The sequence below is a fragment of the Romboutsia sp. 1001285H_161024_C4 genome, from assembly GCF_015550185.1.
Lineage (GTDB): Bacteria > Bacillota > Clostridia > Peptostreptococcales > Peptostreptococcaceae > Romboutsia_C > Romboutsia_C hominis.
Genome location: NZ_JADNAJ010000003.1, coordinates 14319 through 38409, shown reverse-complemented (window position 1 = coordinate 38409; position 24091 = coordinate 14319). Strand labels below are relative to the sequence as shown.

Below are 24091 nucleotides of genomic sequence, written 5' to 3'. Positions count from 1 at the left end.
AATGAAAGAGTAAGTTAAGTTATATAATAAATAACCTGGCTTACTCTTTATATTTATATTAAATATTTTATTTCTTATATGAAAATATAAACATTTGTAATAAATAGTTCTACTATTAAGTAATAATTAACTATATCTTTTATTCTAAACTTTTTATAAGTTCTATATTATACCTTTCTATATCATTTAAATCTTCTATATTTCCAGAAAAAGTACTATCTGGGTAATACCAAGGCATAGAGTTAAAATAGTTATTGTATACATCATTTTTAAATATATATCCATACCTTGCAAATATCTCATTCCTTATATATCCAAGCTGACTTTTATTATAATTTAATAATTCTTCCTTACTTAAGTATCTTATATGACTATCAGGTATTATAAAATAACTCTCATCATTTCCATAAGCGCTATCATAATTATAGGCATAATGATTATTTTCTACTATATATACAGTTTCTTTTTCTTTAGTTTCTTCTTTAGCCTTATCCAGTTTTTCTTCTTTTTCTCTTTCACTTGCTTCATTTTCTATAGCTACTAAGTCTTCATAGTACTCAAAAGTTTCTATATCATAATTATAATCTTTAGCCAGATCTAAATACTTTCTTGTAGTTTTGTAATTTTCTTTATTAAAATTTTCCTTAGCTTTTTGAATGTATAAATTGAGATACATGCTATTTAAGTCATCTTTTTTAACTATACCTTTTAACTTACTAAGTTCCATTTCTGAATTTTCACTTTCCTCTATTTTGCTTTCTAGCTTTTGTACTACTTCATCAGAATATTTTGCATCTAGGGCTTTTATGTAGTAGTTTATAGCTTTACTTTGATTTTCACCATCACCCTTTTTTATATAATAACTTTGCACTATATTATCTTTTAGTGAAAATACTACTAAAGCTATTACTACAAGTATAAATACTAATATCATTATTATGTTTTTTAGATTGTTTTTCTTAAGATCATCTTTTAAAGTGTTATATCCGCATTTATTGCAAAATATTTGATCTTTATCTAAATGATTATTACAATTTTTACAAGTTTTCATATTCCCTCCTATATGATTTGCTTTGTAATTACACCGTATCCCCTTATATTTATATGATGTTTATTATACATTATTGCTTGTCAGTGCTATCTTTGATTTTTCTATTGATTTATTAATAGTTGAAGTTATATATTTTTTCCTAGAGAATAAAAAATTCGCTTCGCTTAAGCCACTGCGTGGGCGCTACACTTCATGTCGCCAACGACTTTGTCCGTTGCTCAAAATGTCATTTTTTGAGCAACTGTGTGGGCGAATCTATTTACATTTTCAAACCTCTTGATATATCTTATTTTCATGAGTTATCAACAGGTTTACGCTTAATATAATTTCCTTGCATAAAAAAATAGCTATCTATACAGATAGCTATCTTAAGCAATATAATAAGTCATTATGACACAACTAAAGCAAATTTTATTAAATATTTTTATTTATATATATTTTCAAAGCTTTTATTCCTAAAAATAACGCATATATAAGCATTATCCATAAAACCAAACATATAATCATAGGTATAATACCAATAAGTATCATAGCAAAGTTATTCATAAAAACACCAGCCTTTTAAATTTTAAATACTTTTTATTAGTATAACCTACTCTTTTTTTAATACTCCTCTAAGAATAAAGTTTTACTTCCACCTTCACTTCCGCTTCCTATCATAAGTGAGTTTGATGAAGTTCTAAACTTATAAAAACTTACATTGTAGTTTATTATAGGGTGTTTTGTATCAAATATCTTTTCATCTAAACTAAGTCCCTTTGGTATTTTAAATACTATATCTTTACTTTCACCTGAATCTATCCCCATCTTATAATCTTCTTTAAATCTATCTCCTTCACGTCCTACAATCCTTACATCACCCGGACTTATTCCTCCAAATTCTTCCATAAACTTTTCTGTATGGTCAAAAGAAAGATCCATATCATATAAACTAGCTATGTCTTTTGAATTATTAGTTATCTTTATAGTTAAAATATGACTATATTTATCTTCTTTATAATTTTTAAATTCTATCTTTAGTCTTTCTTCAAACTCATCATAAAAGTAATCATTTATATCCTTAACATAAAATACACTAAATACTATTAAAACTATTATAGGTATTAATACTATAGTACTTGCTTTTATAAACTTTTTATTCATATTGTCCCCCTTAAAGTGCTACTTCTTTTTTATTGTATATTTTAGTAGATATATACATAGATATTATGTAAATAACTACACAAACACTACTTATAATAAGTAGCTTAGGATCACTTATAATTAAATTTTCTTGTCCCTCTATATGTATATCAGCTCTTGGCTTTAGTGTTATATATAAACTAAATACAAGTATAATACCCATTACTAAATTTATAGGTATATAAGATTTTTTGTATCCATATTTAAACATTATAGGAAATGATACAGATACTAGTATAAGTAATATATTTAAAGTACTTAACATTGTTTGAGTGTACATTAAATCTATATAAAATATATGCTTTAATATTTTTGAATAAAAATAAGTAAATAATATAGATAATACTATAATTAATGTAGATACTATATATTTACTATACACTATATCTTCTTTATCTATTGGCATACTATTAAAAAAATAATCACATTTATTAGCTTCATCTAAATAAAAGCTTCTAAATATAAACATATAACTTAAAAATAATGGAATTGCTACACTAGATAATCCCATTAATATAGATGAAAATATAAAAAGCCCTACTACTAACTTTATAATGGTTTTAGTATCTGTCATAAAACATGCCCTTAAATCTTTTTTTATAATATTAATCATTTTAATCTCTCCCCATAAAATATATAATATCTTCTATAGTTGCTATACTTATATTATTAGTAGTTTCGTATCCACTTTCTATAAATAGCCCCTGACTATAGTAATTTTTGTCTTCTCTTTTTATAAAATTTATATTACTATCATCTAATTCTTTTTTACTTCCTTTTATTACCTTGTAGTTTTCTTTTATATATTCACTACTTTCACTTAATACTAATTTCCCATTTTTTATAAGTGTTATATAATCTGCACATTGTTCTAAATCAGTTAATATATGTGTCGAAAATATAGCACATTTATCTCCGCTTTCCAATTCCTCTTGAATTATACTTATCATTTCTTTTCTAAATATAGGGTCAAGTCCACTACTTGGCTCGTCAAGTACTAGTAACTTAGCATTATGACTTAGTGCATTTGCTAGCATTAATTTTATACTTTGCCCTTTTGATAAGTTTTTTATTTTAGTGTCTTTATCTATTTTAAATTTTTCTAAATAATTATCAAATTTGTTATTTTCAAAGTTTTTGTAAAAACTTTTAACTATATTTTTAAATTCTTTAACCTTAAGATGTTCGTAAAAATATAATTCATCATATACAAATCCTACTTCTTCTTTAAATTTTTTAGAAATTTTATTTATATCTTCTCCCATATAATATATATTTCCACTATCCACATTAAGTAAATTCATTATTAATTTTATAATAGTAGTTTTTCCACTACCATTATGACCAATAAGTCCCATAATATATCCCTCTTTTAATTCAAAAGATATATCTTCCAACTTAAATTTATCAAAGTCTTTACTTACCTTTTCTAGTCTTAACATATTACTCCCCCTCGTATAGACTCTCTAATATTTCTATTAATTCACTTTTTGATAAACCCATCATTTTAGATAGATTTATAGATTCTTCTAACTTTTCTTCTATCTCTCTCATTTTAGCTTCATATACTAGTTCTTTATTAAAAGAAGATACGTAACAACCTTTTCCCGGTACGGTGTTTATAAGTCCTAGTTTTTCTAATTCTTCATAAGCTCTTTTAGTAGTTATAAAACTTATACCTAAATCTTTAGCTAATGCTCTTATAGATGGTAGAGCTTTTCCTTCTTCTAAAGTACCACTTAATATGTTCTTCTTTATATGATTTACTATTTGCATATATATGGGTAAATCAGAAGCATTTGAAATTATTATGTTCATTTTATCTCCTTTCTGTATAATATGTATATACTGTATATATACATATTATACAGTTAGTTTGTTCTTAGTCAATAAATTTTAAATAAATATTATTTATAAATCTATATATTTTAAGATTTAATTAAATTTTTTAATATTTTTTTATAAAAAATAGAGGAATATAATAAAAGTTGTAGTATTATATAAATATGTGATAAATTAAAAATTTGTATTTTAGGTTTTTTTAATTAAAATTAATAGGGAAAGAGGTTAGATTCCTCTGCAGCCCCCGCTACTGTAAAGCTGATGAAACTTTCAAAACCACTGTAATTTATTATGGGAAGGGAAAGTAGTAAAATGAAGCTAAGCCAGGAGACCTGCCTATAATACTTAAATTATATTCTTCGGGGTGAAGGAAAATAATAAAGAATAATACCTTATTTTTAATAAATAGGTATTAATTAGAAAGTTATTTAAATCCTAATCCAATGATTAGGATTTTTTAGTTCGTGACAAAATCTATTTAATTTTGAATGTATATAGTTTTGATAACTTAATTTAAAATTAAATATATCTAATCAAACTAATCTAATTTTTGATTATGAATAATATAAATTTTAGACATCTAGTTAAAGCAAATCAAATTTCGTCTTTACCCATTATATACTTACATTAATTTATCACATAAAAATTTAATAAACTTTGAAAGTGAGGTATAAAGATGAATTTTTTACCACTATCATTAGTAGCAGGTGTGCTACTTATCATTTTAAATCCATTAAATGCTAGTGCTATGCATATTATGGAAGGATATTTACCCGCAAAATGGTCTATACTTTGGACAATAGTATTTATTCCATTTTTCATATATGGGTTAAAATCTATTAATACCATAGTAAAGCAAGATCCTAAAAAGAAGGTTTTATTAGCCTTAGCAGGAGCTTTTGTATTTGTGTTATCAGCACTAAAAATACCGTCTTTAACAGGTAGTTGTTCACATCCTACAGGAGTAGGTCTTGGTGCAATATTATTTGGACCAGCTGTTATGGCAGTAATAGGAACAATAGCTTTATTATTTCAAGCATTATTACTTGCACATGGAGGATTAACTACTTTAGGCGCTAATGCATTTTCAATGGCAATAGTTGGACCAATAGTGTCATATTTTATATTTAAACTTTGTAGAAAAAGAAATGTAAACGTTGGAATGAGTGTATTTTTAGCAGCAGCCTTAGGTGATTTAGCTACATATACAGTAACAGCAACTCAATTGGCACTAGCATTCCCTGACCCTAGTGGAGGAGTTATGATGTCTTTAGTTAAATTTTTAGGAGTATTTTTCACGACTCAAATACCAATAGCTATAGCAGAAGGATTATTAACTACTTTAGTATATAATTTAATAACACAAAATGAAGAAGGAGTTGAAATTAATGAGTACAAATTCTAAAACTAAAAACAAACTTAGAAATAAAAATTTAATATTATTAGCTTTAACCATAATACTTATAATAACTCCTTTATTATTAAATTCATCAGCTGAATATGGTGGTGCTGATGGAGAGGCAGAGGGCCTAATAACAGAGATAAATCCGGATTATAAACCTTGGTTTAGTAGCTTATACGAGCCACCTAGTGGAGAAATAGAGAGCTTACTATTCTCTACACAAGCAGCTATAGGAGCTGGATTTATAGGCTACTATCTAGGAAGAAAAAAAGGTGAAAAAAAATAAATGCTGGAAATTGATAAATGTGCATATACAAATGCTTTAAGAAATACTAACCCTATGGCTAAATTGCTTATTAGCTTTTTAGCCTTAACTATTTCTGTAATTATAAATAATATAATGCTTCATTTTTTGGTAATGTTAATAGTAAGCTTTTTAATCATTTTTATAGCAAAAGTTAATATTAAACTATATATAAAATGTTTAAGGATACCTATATATTTTTTAATTATAGGAACTATACTTAATATGATTAACATATCATTTGAAAATCAAGGCTTTATATTTAACATCAAAGTTTTTAACTTATATATAGGAACAACTTTATTTTCAGTTAAAAACTCAATTTATATATTACTAAGAGCTATAAGTTCAGTTATATCTATTTATTTTTTAATACTTACTACACCATTTAACCAATTAATAATTATATTAAAAAAATTACATATCCCAGATACATTAGTAGAACTTATGGTTTTGACATATAGATTCATATTCATATTTTTAGAAGAAATAAAAGATATTTATAAATCTCAAGAATTAAGATTTGGTTATATAAATCTAAAAAATTCTTATAACTCAACAGCACTACTTATAAAAATCTTATTCTTTAGAATGATGAGAAAATATGAAGATATGAGTATAACCTTAGATATGAAATTGTATGATGGGAAATTTCATATATAGGAGAATATCATGTTTAAGGTAAATAATTTAACATACAAATATGAAAAAGAAAATAAGGCAATAAACAATATAAATTTAGATTTTTCAAAAGGAAATATGATTGGGATAATTGGAGCTAATGGTTCTGGTAAGTCTACTTTATTTATGAATCTAGTAGGTATATTAAAGCCCTCTGAAGGAAGTATATTTTATAACAATAAAGAACTTTCATATAAAAAGAAAGATTTGTACAATTTAAGAAAAGAAGTAGGTATAGTATTTCAAGATCCAGATAAGCAAATATTTTATTCAAGAGTATACGATGATGTTGCTTTTTCACTAAGAAATATAGGTGTACCCGAAGATAAAATAAAAGAAAAAGTACATAATGCATTAAAATTAGTCAATGCTTTAGATTTAATAGATAAACCAGTCCACTTTTTAAGTTATGGTCAGAAAAAAAGAGTGGCTATAGCTTCTGTTATAGCTATGGAAAATAAAGTGGTTCTTTTAGATGAACCTACAGCAGGACTTGACCCTAAAAGCACAAAAGCTATAGTAAATATTTTAAAAAATTTATGCGATAATGGAATTAAAGTAGTTATTTCAAGTCATGATATGGATTTAATATATGAGATTTGTGATTATATATATGTTTTAAATAAAGGTAGTATTGTTATTGAAGGTAATTGTATGGAAGTTTTTAAAGAAGCTAATATTATTGAAGAAGTAGGATTAAATATCCCTTGGCTTGTAAAAGTTCATAAAAATATGAATCTGCCTTTATTCAAAAAAGAAGAAGATTTGTATAATTACTTTAATCAATGTGTAAATACTAATCAACTTACATCTCTTGTATAACATGTTTTATTTTAAACTTAATAAATAATTAAATGCTGGATAAGGCCCATTACCTTATCCAGCATTTTTATTATTTAATATTTTTATCTATTGTACTTACTATATACTCTCTATTAAAAGTAAAGTATTTAACTAGCCCATCATAAAACATATAAGAAATATTTAACATACCTTGAATATTTTCTAAGTTTTTATCAAACTCTTCTTTGCTTAAGTATCCCACTATATAACTTATAAGCTTTTCAACTAAGCTATTAGCAATTATAGCCACATCTTTATTATCTTTAAGTTCTAATTGAACATAAGGTATTAAACTTGTGTAAGTGGCTATTTCACCTACTTCTACTTCATCACAGTTTTTTATATTTTCTTTTGTTTCTTTTTTTAATTCTTCCCCCATAGGTATAAAGTTTACTAAATCACATATAACGCTACAAACATAATTATTTAAATTTACTTCACTATCTTTAGTCATTCTTTTGAAGATATTCTTATCAAAATCATTTAATATGTAATTGTTTAAATCTACTAATTTCATATTTGCCCTCCATGAATTTCATATTAATAATTTTATCATACACAATTGTTATTTATTTTACAAGTTTTGTAAAACCATTAGCAAAATGGACAAATCAACCTTTTTGTTATTGAAACATAAATTAATAATAGCTATTTTAATCTATTTAAGTATATAATTTAATATTTTATAGATTATTTTTTTATCTTTTGTCAATAATCTAATTATAATATATTCTAAGGAGGAATTATATGGATGACTATATAAATTATCTAGAAAAAAACTTAAATCTATATGACTATACCTTAATAAAAACTACTAGTACTAAAGCAGTAATTATTAAAACCTACTTTAAATATACTAAATGTATATATATAAGTTATATTGATGATTTTATAGAAATAAGAATAGATAAAATATTTGATTTTTATACTGTTGGCAATAACATAGAAAGACTTATAATACCTAGAAAAACATTTAATAATTTAGATGATTCTCTAAATTATATACAAAAAAATATAGCTACTTAAGTTAAACTTAAATAGCTATATTTTAAGAGTTTCAAACATGAAATTTATTTTACTAATCAGTTATATTCTAGCTTGCTTTTTTTGTACTATTTTTGCTTAAATGATTCTTTTCATATCTACTATATAATAAGAACGCTATTAAACCAAATAATGTTGGTCCTAATATCATCATTATTGTATCAAAGAACTTTCCATCTATTGCAGGTTGTACTATTGAGAATAAGTTAGCAAATCCAACCATTATTCCTATTATCCAAGCAGCAGCTGTTGCAGCACCTTGTTTCTTGTAAGCTACGAATGCTTTATCAACTTCACCATTTAATTGCTTTTTCTTGAAAGCTGGGAATGCTGATGATAAGAATAAGTATGGTATAGTCATAGCTACGTTAGTCATAAGAACTAATATATTAAAGAAGTCAGCTGCTCCTTTACCACCAAATGCTACTACTAATATTATAACTATAACTATTATAGCTTGAACTTTCATAGCGTTTACTGGCATACCATTTTTCATCTCAGCAAACTTACCTGGCCATATTTCTTTAGGTGAACCAGATATTAAAGTCTTAAGTGGCGAATATGTTAATGTAAAGAATGCACCCATGAATGCTAAGAACATTGATAAACCAACGAATCTAGCTGTCCAAGCACCCATTTGCATAGCTACAGCATCAGTAGTTCCCATAGCATGTCCTAATTGGTATCCTAAGTTTTGCATTAAAACATATGCAACGTTACCCATGTGAACAGTTTTGTCTGATAATATATCAGCCCAGTTAGTGAACATACCACATGCAAATATACCAACAGCATATCCTATAGATATAACTATAGCAGATATAGCAAGACCTTTAGGGAATGTTTTCTCAGCATTTTCAGTTTGGTCAACTAATCCTCCTAAAACTTCAAGTCCTCCAAATGCAAATATTGCAAATGTAACAAATGATAATACCATTAATGGACTTTGGTAAGCAGGGTTTGGAGAAGTTAAAAATGCATCTGCAAAATTATTTACTGGTTGAGCTAATTCTCCACCGTTAAATATAACTACAGCTAATGCTCCAACTAATAATACTATGTTTAATAAGGCAACAAATGTACCACCTATAGAAGTAACCTTTGTTATCTTTTCAACACCTTTACTTGCTACTACTGTAACAAATACTATCCATAAAGCACCAAGTATTCCTATAGTTTGAGTTGAACTTAATCCAAATAAACTCCAACTTTGAGTTATATCTGCTCCAAATATAGCATTCGAAAACGGTATCCATATACCTGAAGATACGTTAACCATCCATATTATATAAGAAGCATACCACATGAATGTTCCTATGAATGCATACTTAGGTCCTACAGATTTTTCCATCCATGAATACATACCACCACTTTCATTTTTGAAAGATGATCCGTATTCTGCCATCATGAATGCATAAGGTATGAAGAATACTAATGCACTTAGTATATACCAAGGTATAGCTCCATATCCCATTAAGTAGTATGATCTTGGCATGTTAGCAAAACCAAACACTGATGTAAATATCATTAATATTAATGACATTAAAGTAAGTTTCTTTGCACTACTTGTGTTGTTTCCCATTTTTGCACCTCATAATATTTATTTTTGATTATTCCTTTTGTAATTTCATCTGTATTACTTACATCTGTATTACTTAAGGGATGATAAAATTATAACATTCGACAAGCTATTTCGACAATACTCTGCAGTGTTTTCACAATATTTTCTATTTTGTAACTTATTTTATTTTTCTAAAAATTAATTTTTTATTAATTTCAATTTTCATTTTTATATATTTTTTCTTTGCATAAGTATTTGCCTTTTCAAAATTAGCATATACTAATACTACATTTTTCAATGTGTTTACTTTATTTTGATACTAGTATTTTCAAATCTTTTAATCATTTAATTCATTAATTATTTTTAATAACTTTTCAATTTTTGATTTTTTTGAATAATTGATTAAATTTTATTCAAACGAAAGATTAATAAGAAGATTTTAAAAAAATAATTTTTCTTTTATTTTTATTACTATAATTACTTAATCTCTAAATTGATAAACTTTTAACTATAAATTTGCAATTGTTTTCTTCTTTAAAAATATAAAGTTCAATTTAAAATTAATCAATATTTTTATTATATATTAAACCAATGAAAATAGTTAGAAGGTTAAAAGTATAAGTGTATATACAAAAAAGATATAGAGGCTTTTACTAGCTTCTATATCTTTTATATTACATATATTTGTTTATATTGTATTGTTTAAAGTTTTGTTTTTTGTATAAAATAGCATTAGTAGGACATCTATGTATACACTTTAAACATCCTATGCACTGATTTTTAAATGTCAATTGCTTATTATTCATAGATATATTATTAGTAGGACAATTTTTTTCACACATATTACAGTCTATACACTTATCTTTATCCAATGAAAATTTCTTTTTAGGAAATTTTTTAGTATACAATAAAAACATATCATAAACTATTTTACTGCTAAATACCTTTTTGCTATAGTTTATAATTTTTAAATTTTCTTCTAAAAACTTATTTACTATAGCCTCTACCTTTGGTTTTGCATTTACTATGCTTTGTTTTATTTCTTCTTCACTATCTCTTTTAAAGAAAGCTACATAGTAATTATTTGGCATAGAAATAGCTTCATCCACTAATACTTCAAATCCTTTTTTACTAACTACTTTACCAAGATATTTTCTTCCTTGTTTGTCTTCTTTATCTGCAAGTGTTGAATATATTATACATTTTTTATTTGTATCTTTTATATTTTTTATCCAGTCTATTAAAATATCAGGTATCATATCAGCATGTATTGGTCCACCAAATATATAAAAATCATACTCTCTATCTAATTTATTATGCTTTTGTATATCTATAAGATCTATACTTATATTTCTTAACTCAAAATTTTCCTTAAATAATTTTGCTACGTACTCTGTATTTCCTGTTCCTGAAAAATAAATTACTGCCCCTTGTTTATACAAATAATCGCCTCCTTTTTATAACTCATATAACCCTAATACAAAGCTTTATTTTGACTCTTTTAGCATTATATTTTCTAAGTTTATTATCATATCAATATTAAGTCCTTTAGAGTTTAATTTAATCTTTTCTAATTTTATATCTTTGAAGTTTTCTTTATGTACTATCACATTTCCTTCATTAAAATCTACTAATATACCTTTTTCCTTTGGGAACCAATCTTTTATAAAACTATTTAATCCCATATCTACTATAAAATTAGCTATCTTTAAATCAAGTAATTTTACTTCTTCTATATTTAATACTAAATCTTTATCCTTATTTAAAGATGGTATAACTTTAACTTCTATTGGAGTGGTTATATTTTTCATTATTTCATAATTTACTCTTGCTTTTATATATCCATCTTCTATATTTATACTTAATTTATTTATTTTATTATTTTTAGTTTTTTCTAGAAAATAATTAACTCCATTTAAAATAGCTTCTTTAGGTACTATAAATTCACCTTTTATACCTACTGGATTTTTTATTATCTCTACGTTATTTGCTTTAATTCCAGCCACTGACTCTAAAAATTCTATGCTTTCTGTTTTATTTGATACATTTTCTTCTTTTTTAGTAGGGGTTATAGTAACTTCTTTTTCTTCTTTCTTATTAAATATAAAAAAGCCACTTATGATTAAAACTCCTACTATGGTGCTTATTATAATTTTTTTTCTTTTGTCCATACCATGTGCTCCTCATTTTTTATTTGTCTATATTTAATATTCTACTACAATTTAAAATTATATAAACAAATTTATATTACATCTATATATAAATTTGCTTATATAAAAAGCTATCATTAATAGATAGCTTTTTATATTTCTATTGTTTTATTTTATATTAAATATCTCATAAACTAGATCTCTTATAAGTTTTGGAGCGACCTCATAAGAATAGTCTACTAATATTCTTTCAGTAAACTTATGAGGATCTCTTCCATGAGGTCCATAGTTTATAACAGGAAGATTTAATTTTTTAATATCTTCTAGCGGTAACTTATACTTATACCCAAGTGAAGGCATATTAGGTTTTAAAAAGTCTATAACATCATCTGCATCTTGTAGTGCAAAATAACTTAAATCAGATAGCCCTTGGAAGTATTTTTGTTTTTTAATATCTACGTTATACTCCTTCTTACCTTTTTCTATTATTTTATCAGCTACTTTGATAAGCTTTTTATCAAATTCTCTGCTCTCATCAAGTCCTACATGCGGATAATATGGTGGTGCAAAGAATATTATTATCATAGGATTTCTGTCTTTTGAAAACTTATGAACCTCTTTAACAATATTTGTACTAACATCTCTCTCATCTAAAGTTTCATCTTCTATCCATATATTTATCATTTCATCTAAGTGACTTTTAAAATCCTCACCATTATCTTTTAATACTTGACTATAAAATTCATCAAAAGTAAGAACTTTAACATCTAAATCCATGTCTTTTACTGGCAACTTACTTTTATTTTTGTATATTTCTTGATATTTCTTAACTTTATTATAAGCTTCATTTATAGATTCTTCACACACATCCCTAAATTTATCTATGGCTTCTTTAGGATTCATTTTGAATGTTTGTAAATTATAATATATTATAGAAGATATTGGAGTTTGGACATTATATAAATCCTTAGTGTCTTTATATTTTAGACAAGTTGGAGGCATAGTAACTTCACCGCTTACGTCTTCACAAAAATCTGTATTTACATCTAATCTACTTATAAGCTCACTAGCTATTAAGTTAGCATTTATTCCAGATAAACTTTCTCCAACATGAGTTTCTTTTCCTACTACATAAAAACCTGGAAGTAGTTTACCGCAAGTTCCTAGATATATATATTTATTGTCATCACCTGGATAAGATGCAAAATCTGGTTCACAATTAAGTACTGTTATAGCTTCTAAATTTTCTTTTTCTAATATTTTATTAGCAAAAGGAATGGCACTTATTGCACCTTCTGAGTTTGTTTCTTCATCTGGTACAGCAAGCAGCATTATATTTCCTTCAAAATCCTCTAATTTGCTAAAATACTCTATTAAAGACATTTGTATAGAAAGACCTGTCTTCATATCCATTATACCTCTACCAAATAACCATTCCCCAGATAGTAAATCTTTTTTGGAATCTTCGTCTAGATTATCTATATTATCTTTTAATCTTTTAGTATACTCATATGGTTTTAGTATATATTCCTTTAAATTACCTGCATCTTCTATTCCTACTGTATCCATGTGCGCTACTGTAAGTAATGTTTTTTTAGTCGGCTTTTTAGATTTCATAAGTGCACACACAAAATATCTATTTAAATTATCATTTAAAGGAACTAAGTGTAGATGATTTGGATTTTCTTTGTAATAGTCTAGTTCTGATAATTTTTTATACACTAACTTTGCCATATTTTCTTCGTTATTAGTTCCTGATACACTATTTTGACCTACTAACTCAATAGCCAAACTTTTAAGTTCTTCACTACTTAACCACATAAAAATTCCCCCTAATTTTATATATAAAAATTATAGTAATGCATTTAAAAATAAATCAGTTAATAACATTTAATCTAAACTTATTTATAATAACTATTTATTCATTAACTCTTTATTGTTAAAAAAGCTATCAGACTCTTTTTTAACTTCTTTTCTAAGTAGTAAAACTCCTATCATATTAGTAACTATTACTCCAGCTAAAGTAAAGTCTAATAATACAATTACACTTCTTAAATCTACTAAAGCACCTACCATTATAAATGCCAAGTAAACTATTCTCATAACCTTAGCAAACTTACTTCCAAATAAATATTCAGCTTGTTTTTCTCCGTAAAATATTATTACTATCATAGTTGAGAATACAAATAAAAGCATACAAATAGTTAACATTCCTCCACCAAAACTACTTCCAAATACAGTTTGCATTGCCATAGCTGGCATAGCTGCTGCCTTACTAGCACCAACTTGCGTCCATATATCTGTTGTTAATACTAAAAATCCTGACATAGTACATATTATTAATGTAGCTACTATTATTTCAAATACTCCCCATAAACCTTGTCTTGCAGGATGGTCAGTTATTGCTGCACTATGTGCTATAGTAGATGTACCCATACCAGCTTCATTTGAATAAGCTCCTCTTGCTGCTCCTGCTTTTATGGTAGATGCTACTGCTGAACCCGCGAATCCACCAAAGGCTGCTACAGGTGTAAAAGCACTCTCTATTATTAGCATAAATGCTCTAGGTATTTCAGTAAAATTAAGACCAATAACTATTAAAGCCATAACTATGTATAGACATGCCATTATAGGAACTAACTTTTCTGTTATCTTTCCTATTCTTTTTATACCACCATATACTACAAAACCTACAAATGCCACTAATAATATTCCAGATACAATAGGTGCTATATTTATGGTTTCTGCACTTTGAACAAAAGATGCTGATTGCGTTGCTATTGAAGGAGCTATTTCTATCATTAAGAAAAATGCAAATAAACTACCAAGCCAAGGCAATTTTAATCCATCTCTTATATAATACATTGGTCCACCTACATACTCTCCTTCTTCATTTTTCACCCTATACTTTATACCAAGTATTATTTCTGAGTACTTAAGGGCGCATCCAAATAATGCTATAAGCCACATCCAAAAAATAGCCCCAGGGCCTCCAGTAGCTACCGCAAGTGGAACTCCTATTATGTTTGATGCTCCTATAGTAGATGCAAGCGCTGAAGTCGCTGCTTGAAATGGACTTATAGTCCCATCACCATCAGTTTTAGCGAACATCTTCCCGAAAGTCTGTTTTAGTATAAATGGTAACTTAGTAAATTGAAAAAACTTAAGTGTGAAAGTCATTACTATACCACCACCTACTAATATAACTAAAACAGGATATGTCCATAGCCAATTAGTAAAACTTTCAAATAATTCAAACATTATACCAACTCCATAAATTTATTAAATAGAGAAGTTTCTATTTATTAAACAATATTCCTATACTATCTAATAAATGTATAAAGTTATTATTTTTAATATAATAAAAAACACTAATGTATAAGAATTTATAATTACCTATACATTAGTGTTTTTGTTTGATTAAATATTAATTTACCTTTATAGCTAAATCCTTTTTGTCTTCTCTAATACCCATGTTAGCAGATATTAAAGCTATGATATTCATAGCTATAAATATCACAAATCCTATTTTATACCCAAGTACTACATTACTAGCATTCATATCTATAGTAAAAGCTATAAATAAATTTATTATACCGCTACCGATAAATTCACAAGTATTTACAACGCTAGTAGATAATCCTGAGTATTTTTCTTCATTTTTATATTGAACATCATTAAATGCTTGTATATGACTCATATTTATAGTTCCCACTATAAAAAATAATATCGGAAGAGTGAAAATAGGTGGCTTGACATTACTTATAAGTATTATATAAGACCATATGAATATATTTATTATGTTGCCAAATTTTATAACATTAAATTTATTAGTTTTTATTCTAGCAAATACATAATCCATAAATAAAGCACCAAATACAAGACCATAAGTCAAAAATGATGCAATAAAAGCTGCTACACTCTTTTTAACTTCATAAACATCTGTAATATACGATACTATCCACAAACTACTAAATGCGGTAGTTATACCAACCATAGAAAACATAATTAAAGAATTATACCAAGTCGCTTTATTTCTAAATACAGACTTTAATCCTTTAAGTAAATTTAATTTTTCTTCTTCTATAACTTCTATATCAACTTTAAATCCATATTCTTTTGGGGTATCTCTAACTACTAAATATATTACTATCCCACATAAAACTCCTATAATACCTATTAATATAAAAGAATTTCTCCAACCTATAATATCATTTAGAAATACTAATGGAAATGTTGCAAATACACCACCTAAGCACCCTATAAAAGAAAACTTAGCTGTAGCTGATGTAAACTCTTCTTTTTTAAACCAACTTCCTTGAAACTTTAACACAGAAAGTAAAGTTACAGATACTCCCGCACCTATCATTACTCTAGATAGATAGGCTACTTTTATCCCTTCTATAAATCCAAATAATATAGAACCAATTCCACCTATAAGCATACCTATACTACATACTTTTCTAGGTCCATATCTATCAAGAAGTATTCCCCCTGGTATTTGCATAAGTGCATATGCATATAAAGTAAATGATGCAATATTAGATATTTCTATATTACTAAATCCTAATTCTAAGGATAAATTATCAGATATAACTGCCGTAGATAACCTTAGAAAATAAGCTATTACAAAAGAAAATGTAAGTACAGACCATATACCCCATTTAGTTTTATTATAGTTTTTCATCTTACTCCCCTATCCTTTTACTATTTTTAATTATTTTACCTTACTATTTCAGTATACAAATATTTTACTTGTTAATAAACAATAATTTTTATAAAAGACTTTTTATTTTGCTAAAATGTAATTTTAATTATGCTTTTTTATTAAAACTACCTTTAAATAAATTTACTCTAAATATTTATAAAAAAAATGCCATATAAATGGCATTTATCTTAAAGAATTTATTCTTATTTTATCAAGTTCATCTTCATTAAATATATGATTATTATAAAGCACTAAATACTCTTCACTTACAGTGGAATCAAATACTATTAAATCATCAGTGTTTATACTTATATTTATATTTTTATCATATATTTTTCTAACTGGATGATTTTTTATATCATCTACTGCCCCTAGATATATATTACTAGTAGGGCATATATTTAATCTTATATTTCTTTCTTTTATCATGTCCAATACATAATCACTTTCAACTGCTCTAAATCCATGTTGAAGTTCATCTATATTAAGAGTTTCTATAGCTTCTTTAACATTTTCTGCACCTAAAAACTCTCCTGCATGTACTTTTAATTTTAGTCCATTTTTTTTAGCATAATCATAGTATATTTTATATCTATCAAATCCAACTATTTCTTCATCTCCATATAAATCTATAGACTTAAACACTTTACTATCTATAATTTTAGGTATTAGTTTTTCAAGATTTTCATCACTTATACTTTTAGCTATACCTATTTCTGGTCTAAAATCTATTTTATCCTTGTACTTATCAACTAAGCTTCCTATACAATCAAAAAAATCTTTATCATTTTCAAATCTTAATATATCATGACAGTCTACACTAGCTTCAAGTATTACTATATTATCATCTATAGCATCTTTAATAGTTGCTTCTATTGTCCATAGAAAATCTTCTTTAGTTTTTATATGATTCATATATTCATTAAATATAAAATCATCTAATCCTTTTATTCCCTTCATATCTTTAGAAGGTCTTTTTATTTTACCTTTTGTATAACTATGTATATTATCAAATTTCATACCTAAGCCACAATGATTGTGAAGTTCTGCTTTTTTTATAGTTTTTAATCCTTTTAAGTCATTTTCTTTTAGATATCTCTTAAAGTTTTGGCTATTTGTCATATTTTCCTCCTTAGGCGTTTTAATCCATTATAACATATCATAGTTATTTTTCTTACTATATTAATTTTTTAATAGAATTTATCACTAAATCTATATCACAAAAATCATGAGTTGCCATTAGTGTAACTCTAAGTATAGCTTCTCCTTTTTTTACTGTTGGATATCTTATTTCTGGTATATGTATACCTTCTTCTAGTAAACTTTCACTTATTTTAATTGCCTTTTTTTCATCTCCTATTAATATAGGTATAATTGGTGTTTCTCTATTAATATCAAATCCAATATTCTTAAGACCTTTACATAGATATTCTACATTTTCTTTTAGTTTTTTAACTAAGTATGGATTATTTTCAATAATTTCAAAACTTTTAATTGATGCTCCTATAACTGCTGGAGAAAGTGCTGTTGAGAATATGAAGCTTCTTGATTTATTTCTTAAATAATTAATAATATCACTATTAGTACATACAAATCCTCCTTCACTTCCTATTGCCTTAGAAAGTGTCCCTATTGTTATATCTGGTTTTATATTAAAATACTCACTACTTCCTCTTCCAGTTTTTCCTATTACTCCTGTAGCATGTGCATCATCTACTATAGATATAAGGTTATGTTTTTTAGCTATTTTAACTATTTCATCTAGTTTACATATATCTCCATCCATACTAAATACACTATCAGTAACTATTATTCCATGCTTTGGATTTATTTTATTTATCTTGTTAGTTAAATCTTTAATATCATTATGTTTATATACTATAGTTTTTCCTTTTGATAACCTACACCCATCTATTATAGATGCATGGTTTAATTCATCACTAAATATATAATAATCTTCATCACATATAGCTGCTATTACTCCTATATTTGCCATATACCCAGTATTAAATATTATTGCATCTTCATACCCTTTAAACTTTGCTATTTTTTCTTCTAGTTTTTTGTGTAAATCATAGCTACCTGTAGTTAATCTTGAACCTCCAGAACCTAATCCATATTTGTTAATAGATTCTATTGCACTTTTTTTAACCTCTTCATTATTACAAAGGCCAAGATAATTATTAGAAGACATTAAAAGTATTTTTTTGTTATTTATAGTTGTATATTTATCTTGTGGTTTATTTAAATATTTTATCTTTCTATAAAGATTATTCTCTTTTATTTGTTGTAGTTTTGCTTTTATTTTATCCATTATATCTCCTTATTTATTATTTAAATATGACTTTGTCTTTAACTATTACTTTGGTATTTTCTAGATATTTTATAGTATCTTCAAGTGTATATCTAGAATCTATAGTAGGGTCATATAAAAATATTCTTCCCCCTCTATCCTCACCTATGTCTTTCATATTTTTAACTCTTATATATCCAAATTTTTTACTTGCTATATATCCTGTTGTATAATTTTTATCATCAGAACAACATATTTCACCTATTATATTAGGAGCATTGCATACCTTAGATGATAGGCATAATGCTTCTATAAAATGCGTATTTTGAAGTAGTTTTTCATTTTTATTTAAGTTGTCAGTACATTCATATTGTTTATCTAACATATCTACTTTTGAATCTTCTGAATCTTCAAAATCCATATAAGTGGCTCTTATTCCTCTTAACTTATCTTTTTCTAGTCTTTTAAGATTATTAACATCAAGAAGTACTGCACCTCTCATATTTTTTATACTTTTAAATAAATCTATAATATATATAGCGTTTTTACTATTTATATTTAATTTTAGTAAATTATTATATAGAAACTCATAGCTTTCTTTTTTATTTTTGGTATTTAAAGTTGTAACATAAAGTGGATCTATATATTTTAATTCTTCTTTTTTAACCTCTTCTATTTTTATATTAATATAATCACTTTTTCCTTTTGAATGAGTTAATGCTCTTTTTATTAAAACACTAACTGCATTTTGTAAATCTTTTTCACTTACTATACTTTCAGCTCCAGATATATGATTATGCTCTTTTGACCCTCTCATCTTTATACTATATAAATTCATTTGTTATCATCCTTTATATGATTTTATAGTTATAATTAAAATGCTATATTCAGATAAAATATTACTTCTGAATATAGCATTTTATATTTTAGTTTATGATTTACTAATCTCTAATTTATTTTTATAATTTTATACTAATTCTTCTTTAATATTTACTACTGCATTTTCTTTTTTATCATACTTTTTTATAAATGACTTATAAGGCGTTACTTTTACTATTTTTTCTATTGTTTTATATACAAAATATGAGGACAATAATGTGTAAATCATCCCGGGTAGTGCTGATAAAATTAATGCTTTAAATGGTGTACCTGTAATGCTTGCCATTACTACTCTACCTACCGCTGTACCTACTATACCGGCTGTTGATACTACTATTATATTACTACCTAAAATACCTATTAGTGAACCTGCTACTACTCTAAATGTCATAGCTACTATTACATTTAAAATTGTATGAGTTCCCATAATAAGGTTTATCATACTAGCTATTATTCCTGCACTTATATATCTTTTAAATCCAAAAGTAGAACATATACCTATAGCAATTGGTGCTGACATTTGAAATTCTGTTCCTGGTATAATTCCTGGTAATTTAAAGGTTCCTGATATTGCTATTATTACTGATAATAATGCTACTAGTGTTATTTCTCTAGTTTTATTGTTCATATTATATCTCCTTATCAATAACTGGATTTTCCTTAAAGTATTTTATTATACTATCTCTAGCTACTTCTACCATAAAGTCTATTTCTTCTTTGCTTATAACATATGGTGGCATAAAGTATATTATATTTCCTAAAGCTCTAAGTAAAACTCCCTTTTCTAAGGCATTTTGATATATGTTGTACCCTACTCTTTTTTCACTTTCAAATAGCTCTTTAGTATCTTTATTTTTAACTAATTCTATAGCACCTATCATACCTATTTGTCTGTACTCACCAACATATGGTATATCATTTAATACACTTTCCACCTTTTTTCTTAAATAATCACTTTTATCTTTATTTTTATCTAATACATTCTCTTCTTCAAATATTTTTAAGGTCTCAACTGCTATACTACATCCTAGTGCATTTCCTGAATAACTATGACTGTGTAAAAATGCCTTCATTGTATTATATTCATCATAAAAAGCATTATATATTTTATCACTCATTAAAACTAATGATAATGGCATGTACCCTGCCGTAAGTCCTTTTGATAAACACATTATATCTGGTGAAATATCACTATGCTCACAAGCAAACATTTTACCAGTACGTCCAAAGCCTACTGCTATTTCATCAGCTATTAGATTTATATCATACTTATCGCATAACTTTCTTAAATGAACTAAATACTTAGGTGAATATATCTTCATTCCTGCCGCACATTGAACTATAGGTTCTACTATTATTGCACTTACTTCTTCATGAATTTCTTTTATAGTGTTTTCCATATTTATAAAACACTCTGCATTACAGGTGTCTCTATTTTTATCAAACTTACATCTAAAGCAATCTGGTCCTTCTACTTTTACAGTATCAAGTAACATTGGTTTATATATTTTACTGTATAAATCCATATCAGAAACTGCTAAAGCTCCTGTTGTTTCTCCATGGTAAGCATCACTAATTTTTGCAAACTTTGTTTTTTTGCACTTTCCTATTTGTTGATGATATTGAAAGCTTAACTTTAAAGATATCTCTATAGCTGAAGATCCATTGTCTCCAAAAAATACTTTATCTAATCTATCTGGAGTTATATTTATAATTTTTTCACATAGATTTATGGCTGGTTTATGGCTAAAATTTGCAAATATAGTATGTTCTAAAGTATTTGCTTGATTGTATAAAGCATTATTTATTCTTTCGTTTGAGTGACCAAATAAATTTACCCACCAAGATGAAACTGCATCTAAATATTTTTTTCCATTGACATCTTCTAAAAATACACCTTTGCCTTTTTCTATTACTATAGGTTTAAAAGTTTCATAGTCCTTCATCTGAGAACAAGGATGCCATATATATTTTAAATCTTTTTCTTGAAGTTTTTTCATACTCATACTTTTTCTCCCTTACTTTTATAAAAATCATCTATGTTTAATACAATTTTTACTCAAATAATGAAAGTATATTTTCTAAATTAAGTTTGTCGTATTCTTTACATATACTTTCTTTATTAAACTCTTTAATTTTATTTAAAATACCTAGTACCTTAAGGTTGGTTATTTTTTCTATCATTTTTATATTGTCATCTTCATAAAACTGATTATTGTAATTATTTATAAATATTCCTCTGCATTTTATATTCTTAGACTTTAAAAACTCATAGGTTAGTACACTATGGTTTATAGTTCCAACAGATGCACTTGCTACTATTACTACATCCATATTTAAGTCTTTTATAAGGTCATATATAAAATAATCATTAGTTATTGGAACAACTATACCTCCAGCGCCTTCAACTACAACATAATCATATGTTTTTAAAAGTTTGTTATAATGATTTTTTATATTTTCTTTATTTATATATACATTTTCTATATTACACGCTAAATGAGGTGACACTTCTGTTTTTAGGCAGTAAGTATTCATAGTATTGTAATCTATATCTAAGTCACAAATATCTCTTATATATTTAATATCTGGCGGTATTATTTTTATATTTTCTTCTATACATCCACTTTGTATTGGCTTATATGTTATTACATTTTTATTATGTTTTTTTAATTTATAAGTTATAGCTCCACTTACAAAAGTCTTTCCTATGTCTGTGTTAGTTCCTATTACAAATATACCTTGTCCCATATTTATCATCCAATCTTTTAAATTATCTAACTTCAAATCCTAATTTTTCTATCATTTTTATATCATCAGCTATGCTATTTCCACAAGTTGTCAATAAATCACCACTTATAGTAGCATTAGCACCACATTTAAAAGCTAATTCTCCATAGTTTGTTAGTAAATTTCTACCACCTGCTAATCTTATTTGGGCACTTGGGTTTATAAATCTATATATAGCTACCATCTTTAAAAAGTCTTCTTCCTTAATAGATTTACTATCTATTTTTGTTCCTTTTATATAATCTAGTGCATTAAGTGGTATCGACTTTATCCCTAAATCTCTAATCTCAAAAGCCATATCAATTCTATCTATTTCACTTTCTCCAAGACCAAATATACCTCCACTACAAACTTCTAGTCCTACACTTTGTGCGTCTTTTATAGTTTTTATTTTTTCCTCATAAGTGTGTGTTGTGCATATATTGTCAAAGTAATTTCTTGATGTTTCTAAATTATTATGATATCTTTTGACACCAGCTTTTTTAAGTTTTCTTAAATCTTCTTTACTAAGTAAACCATGTGATGCGCATGTTTTTATGTCTACATATTTGTTTATAGCCTTATAGGAGTTTACTATTTTATCTATTTCTATATTGCTTAATTTTTTTCCTGATGTTACTATTGAATATCTTTTTATACCTCTATCTTTATGATATTTTGCATCTTCTACAAAGTAGTCTGTATCTTTTAATGGGTAAACTTCTATATCTGTAGTATGATAAGATGACTGTGCACAGAACTTACAGTCTTCACTACATTTTCCACTTTTACCATTAACTATTGAGCAAATATCAAATTCATTTTGTAAAAAATATTCTCTTATTTCATTTGCAAACTTTCCTAAACTTTCAAAGTCATAGTCTAATAGTTTTATTGCTTCTTTTCTATTTATTAAATATCCATTTTTTATTTTATTTGTCATTTCATATAACATTTTGTATTCTCCTTTTATTACCTGGTACTAATTATATAGTAGTTTACTTTTCCATTTACGTCAACCTATTTTTTATTTTAGGTTTACATTAAATATATTTCTTATATAACTTATTTTTTTTACATAATTATTTTTTCATATTGACAAATTTTAAAATTATTAATATCATAATATAAATAAATATTAATCCATTGATAAGGGGTAGTAGTTAAGTTTAGGTTCGTTATAGAGAGCTAGGGACGGTGGAATCTTAGCATGAAAAAACTTAATGAATGGGCCTTTGAGGAGTAAAGGGAAATCTATTTAGAGAGTACTATTTACCGTGTCCTTCACGTTATAGAAGGTAGAGTATGTTAGTACTTGATTTAAGAGGCATTTTTATATTTAGTGTTATGTTAAATATATTTATATTTGATATCACACTGTA

The 24091-nt window shown here is 26.0% G+C and carries 24 protein-coding genes, 1 riboswitch and 1 other annotated feature (1 of these 26 running past the window's edge); of the genes, 5 read left to right on the top strand and 19 right to left on the bottom strand.

Annotated elements, in window-relative coordinates; all coding sequences use genetic code 11:
- Positions 1-139: 139 nt before the first annotated feature.
- The 5 genes from I1959_RS06795 to I1959_RS06775 all read right to left on the bottom strand — a co-directional run bounded on the left by I1959_RS06795 (position 140) and on the right by I1959_RS06775 (position 4051).
- Positions 140-1051: a YARHG domain-containing protein gene (locus I1959_RS06795; protein ID WP_195237641.1), complete on the bottom strand. Its 912-nt coding sequence runs from the start codon at positions 1049-1051 to the stop codon at positions 140-142.
- Between the two features lie 603 nt (positions 1052-1654).
- Complete coding sequence (locus I1959_RS06790) at positions 1655-2194, bottom strand: hypothetical protein (protein WP_195237639.1); 540 nt, start codon at positions 2192-2194, stop codon at positions 1655-1657.
- Positions 2195-2204: 10 nt separating this feature from the next.
- On the bottom strand, positions 2205-2846 hold the full coding sequence (locus I1959_RS06785; protein ID WP_195237637.1) for an ABC-2 transporter permease: 642 nt from the start codon (positions 2844-2846) through the stop codon (positions 2205-2207).
- 1 nt (position 2847) lies between these two features.
- On the bottom strand, positions 2848-3675 hold the full coding sequence (locus I1959_RS06780) for an ABC transporter ATP-binding protein (protein WP_166505327.1): 828 nt from the start codon (positions 3673-3675) through the stop codon (positions 2848-2850).
- 1 nt (position 3676) lies between these two features.
- On the bottom strand, positions 3677-4051 hold the full coding sequence (locus I1959_RS06775) for a GntR family transcriptional regulator (RefSeq protein ID WP_166505326.1): 375 nt from the start codon (positions 4049-4051) through the stop codon (positions 3677-3679).
- Positions 4052-4249: 198 nt separating this feature from the next.
- Positions 4250-4429, top strand: a riboswitch (cobalamin riboswitch).
- 322 nt (positions 4430-4751) lie between these two features.
- On the opposite strand from I1959_RS06775, the gene I1959_RS06770 reads away from it, so the two are divergent.
- The 4 genes from I1959_RS06770 to I1959_RS06755 are packed head-to-tail and all read left to right on the top strand — an operon-like array spanning position 4752 to position 7284.
- Entirely contained in the window at positions 4752-5480 is a 729-nt protein-coding gene (locus I1959_RS06770) for an energy-coupling factor ABC transporter permease (protein ID WP_166505325.1), read from the top strand.
- Positions 5464-5763: an energy-coupling factor ABC transporter substrate-binding protein gene (locus tag I1959_RS06765; protein ID WP_092926066.1), complete on the top strand. Its 300-nt coding sequence runs from the start codon at positions 5464-5466 to the stop codon at positions 5761-5763. The genes I1959_RS06770 and I1959_RS06765 overlap by 17 nt, the downstream gene beginning before the upstream one ends.
- On the top strand, positions 5764-6444 hold the full coding sequence (gene cbiQ / locus I1959_RS06760; protein ID WP_092926068.1) for a cobalt ECF transporter T component CbiQ: 681 nt from the start codon (positions 5764-5766) through the stop codon (positions 6442-6444). It abuts the gene before it with no gap.
- A 9-nt stretch (positions 6445-6453) separates the two neighbouring features.
- Positions 6454-7284 (top strand): energy-coupling factor ABC transporter ATP-binding protein, encoded by an 831-nt coding sequence (locus I1959_RS06755; RefSeq protein WP_166505324.1) that lies wholly within the window; start codon positions 6454-6456, stop codon positions 7282-7284.
- Between the two features lie 70 nt (positions 7285-7354).
- On the opposite strand, the gene I1959_RS06750 is transcribed toward I1959_RS06755, so the two are convergent.
- On the bottom strand, positions 7355-7822 hold the full coding sequence (locus tag I1959_RS06750) for a hypothetical protein (RefSeq protein WP_166505323.1): 468 nt from the start codon (positions 7820-7822) through the stop codon (positions 7355-7357).
- A 230-nt stretch (positions 7823-8052) separates the two neighbouring features.
- Between I1959_RS06750 and I1959_RS06745 the strand changes: the two genes are divergently transcribed.
- The gene (locus tag I1959_RS06745) at positions 8053-8331 is read left to right on the top strand and encodes a hypothetical protein (protein ID WP_092926074.1); all 279 of its coding nucleotides are present in this window, start codon (positions 8053-8055) and stop codon (positions 8329-8331) included.
- A gap of 67 nt (positions 8332-8398) precedes the next feature.
- Here the strand turns inward: I1959_RS06745 and yjeM are convergent, their stop codons facing one another.
- The 13 genes from yjeM to bioB form a co-directional block, all read right to left on the bottom strand.
- A complete protein-coding gene (gene yjeM / locus I1959_RS06740; RefSeq protein ID WP_195237635.1) occupies positions 8399-9931 on the bottom strand; it encodes a glutamate/gamma-aminobutyrate family transporter YjeM in 1533 nt (510 codons plus the stop codon).
- A gap of 653 nt (positions 9932-10584) precedes the next feature.
- Positions 10585-11352 carry an EFR1 family ferrodoxin gene (locus I1959_RS06735; protein WP_195237633.1) on the bottom strand — a complete coding sequence of 256 codons (768 nt, stop codon included), beginning with the start codon at positions 11350-11352 and terminating at the stop codon, positions 10585-10587.
- Positions 11353-11397: 45 nt separating this feature from the next.
- Positions 11398-12081, bottom strand: a complete 684-nt coding sequence (locus I1959_RS06730; protein WP_195237624.1) for a hypothetical protein — start codon at positions 12079-12081, stop codon at positions 11398-11400.
- Positions 12082-12228: 147 nt separating this feature from the next.
- Positions 12229-13881 (bottom strand): M20/M25/M40 family metallo-hydrolase, encoded by a 1653-nt coding sequence (locus tag I1959_RS06725; RefSeq protein ID WP_195237623.1) that lies wholly within the window; start codon positions 13879-13881, stop codon positions 12229-12231.
- Positions 13882-13974: 93 nt separating this feature from the next.
- Positions 13975-15321, bottom strand: a complete 1347-nt coding sequence (locus I1959_RS06720) for an alanine/glycine:cation symporter family protein (RefSeq protein WP_166505318.1) — start codon at positions 15319-15321, stop codon at positions 13975-13977.
- 166 nt (positions 15322-15487) lie between these two features.
- Positions 15488-16747, bottom strand: coding sequence for an MFS transporter (locus I1959_RS06715; protein WP_166505317.1), 1260 nt, complete (start codon positions 16745-16747; stop codon positions 15488-15490).
- Between the two features lie 204 nt (positions 16748-16951).
- Positions 16952-17890 carry an adenosine deaminase gene (locus tag I1959_RS06710; protein ID WP_195237619.1) on the bottom strand — a complete coding sequence of 313 codons (939 nt, stop codon included), beginning with the start codon at positions 17888-17890 and terminating at the stop codon, positions 16952-16954.
- A 55-nt stretch (positions 17891-17945) separates the two neighbouring features.
- The gene (gene bioF, locus I1959_RS06705) at positions 17946-19082 is read right to left on the bottom strand and encodes an 8-amino-7-oxononanoate synthase (RefSeq protein ID WP_195237617.1); all 1137 of its coding nucleotides are present in this window, start codon (positions 19080-19082) and stop codon (positions 17946-17948) included.
- A gap of 16 nt (positions 19083-19098) precedes the next feature.
- Positions 19099-19899 (bottom strand): 6-carboxyhexanoate--CoA ligase, encoded by an 801-nt coding sequence (locus I1959_RS06700; RefSeq protein ID WP_195237615.1) that lies wholly within the window; start codon positions 19897-19899, stop codon positions 19099-19101.
- A 129-nt stretch (positions 19900-20028) separates the two neighbouring features.
- The gene (locus I1959_RS06695; RefSeq protein ID WP_195237614.1) at positions 20029-20568 is read right to left on the bottom strand and encodes a hypothetical protein; all 540 of its coding nucleotides are present in this window, start codon (positions 20566-20568) and stop codon (positions 20029-20031) included.
- Between the two features lies 1 nt (position 20569).
- Complete coding sequence (gene bioA, locus I1959_RS06690; RefSeq protein WP_330615172.1) at positions 20570-21946, bottom strand: adenosylmethionine--8-amino-7-oxononanoate transaminase; 1377 nt, start codon at positions 21944-21946, stop codon at positions 20570-20572.
- 49 nt (positions 21947-21995) lie between these two features.
- The gene (bioD, locus tag I1959_RS06685) at positions 21996-22727 is read right to left on the bottom strand and encodes a dethiobiotin synthase (protein ID WP_195237613.1); all 732 of its coding nucleotides are present in this window, start codon (positions 22725-22727) and stop codon (positions 21996-21998) included.
- Positions 22714-23664 carry a biotin synthase BioB gene (gene bioB, locus I1959_RS06680; protein ID WP_195237612.1) on the bottom strand — a complete coding sequence of 317 codons (951 nt, stop codon included), beginning with the start codon at positions 23662-23664 and terminating at the stop codon, positions 22714-22716. The genes bioD and bioB overlap by 14 nt, the downstream gene beginning before the upstream one ends.
- Before the next feature lie 182 nt (positions 23665-23846).
- Positions 23847-24091, top strand: a binding site (T-box leader); it runs 48 nt beyond the window's last position.

What these genes read in the sequence shown, in the direction of transcription:
- I1959_RS06780 (WP_166505327.1), bottom strand. Translation starts at nt 3,675, where the DNA reads ATGTTAAGACTAGAAAAGGTAAGTAAAGACTTTGATAAATTTAAGTTG.
- I1959_RS06790 (WP_195237639.1), bottom strand. Translation starts at nt 2,194, where the DNA reads ATGAATAAAAAGTTTATAAAAGCAAGTACTATAGTATTAATACCTATA.
- I1959_RS06750 (WP_166505323.1), bottom strand. Translation starts at nt 7,822, where the DNA reads ATGAAATTAGTAGATTTAAACAATTACATATTAAATGATTTTGATAAG.
- bioF (WP_195237617.1), bottom strand. Translation starts at nt 19,082, where the DNA reads ATGGATAAAATAAAAGCAAAACTACAACAAATAAAAGAGAATAATCTT.
- I1959_RS06730 (WP_195237624.1), bottom strand. Translation starts at nt 12,081, where the DNA reads ATGGACAAAAGAAAAAAAATTATAATAAGCACCATAGTAGGAGTTTTA.
- I1959_RS06700 (WP_195237615.1), bottom strand. Translation starts at nt 19,899, where the DNA reads ATGAATTTATATAGTATAAAGATGAGAGGGTCAAAAGAGCATAATCAT.
- I1959_RS06745 (WP_092926074.1), top strand. Translation starts at nt 8,053, where the DNA reads ATGGATGACTATATAAATTATCTAGAAAAAAACTTAAATCTATATGAC.
- I1959_RS06710 (WP_195237619.1), bottom strand. Translation starts at nt 17,890, where the DNA reads ATGACAAATAGCCAAAACTTTAAGAGATATCTAAAAGAAAATGACTTA.
- I1959_RS06715 (WP_166505317.1), bottom strand. Translation starts at nt 16,747, where the DNA reads ATGAAAAACTATAATAAAACTAAATGGGGTATATGGTCTGTACTTACA.
- yjeM (WP_195237635.1), bottom strand. Translation starts at nt 9,931, where the DNA reads ATGGGAAACAACACAAGTAGTGCAAAGAAACTTACTTTAATGTCATTA.
- bioA (WP_330615172.1), bottom strand. Translation starts at nt 21,946, where the DNA reads ATGAGTATGAAAAAACTTCAAGAAAAAGATTTAAAATATATATGGCAT.
- I1959_RS06755 (WP_166505324.1), top strand. Translation starts at nt 6,454, where the DNA reads ATGTTTAAGGTAAATAATTTAACATACAAATATGAAAAAGAAAATAAG.
- I1959_RS06720 (WP_166505318.1), bottom strand. Translation starts at nt 15,321, where the DNA reads ATGTTTGAATTATTTGAAAGTTTTACTAATTGGCTATGGACATATCCT.
- I1959_RS06770 (WP_166505325.1), top strand. Translation starts at nt 4,752, where the DNA reads ATGAATTTTTTACCACTATCATTAGTAGCAGGTGTGCTACTTATCATT.
- I1959_RS06795 (WP_195237641.1), bottom strand. Translation starts at nt 1,051, where the DNA reads ATGAAAACTTGTAAAAATTGTAATAATCATTTAGATAAAGATCAAATA.
- bioB (WP_195237612.1), bottom strand. Translation starts at nt 23,664, where the DNA reads ATGTTATATGAAATGACAAATAAAATAAAAAATGGATATTTAATAAAT.
- I1959_RS06785 (WP_195237637.1), bottom strand. Translation starts at nt 2,846, where the DNA reads ATGATTAATATTATAAAAAAAGATTTAAGGGCATGTTTTATGACAGAT.
- I1959_RS06695 (WP_195237614.1), bottom strand. Translation starts at nt 20,568, where the DNA reads ATGAACAATAAAACTAGAGAAATAACACTAGTAGCATTATTATCAGTA.
- I1959_RS06725 (WP_195237623.1), bottom strand. Translation starts at nt 13,881, where the DNA reads ATGTGGTTAAGTAGTGAAGAACTTAAAAGTTTGGCTATTGAGTTAGTA.
- cbiQ (WP_092926068.1), top strand. Translation starts at nt 5,764, where the DNA reads ATGCTGGAAATTGATAAATGTGCATATACAAATGCTTTAAGAAATACT.
- I1959_RS06765 (WP_092926066.1), top strand. Translation starts at nt 5,464, where the DNA reads ATGAGTACAAATTCTAAAACTAAAAACAAACTTAGAAATAAAAATTTA.
- I1959_RS06775 (WP_166505326.1), bottom strand. Translation starts at nt 4,051, where the DNA reads ATGAACATAATAATTTCAAATGCTTCTGATTTACCCATATATATGCAA.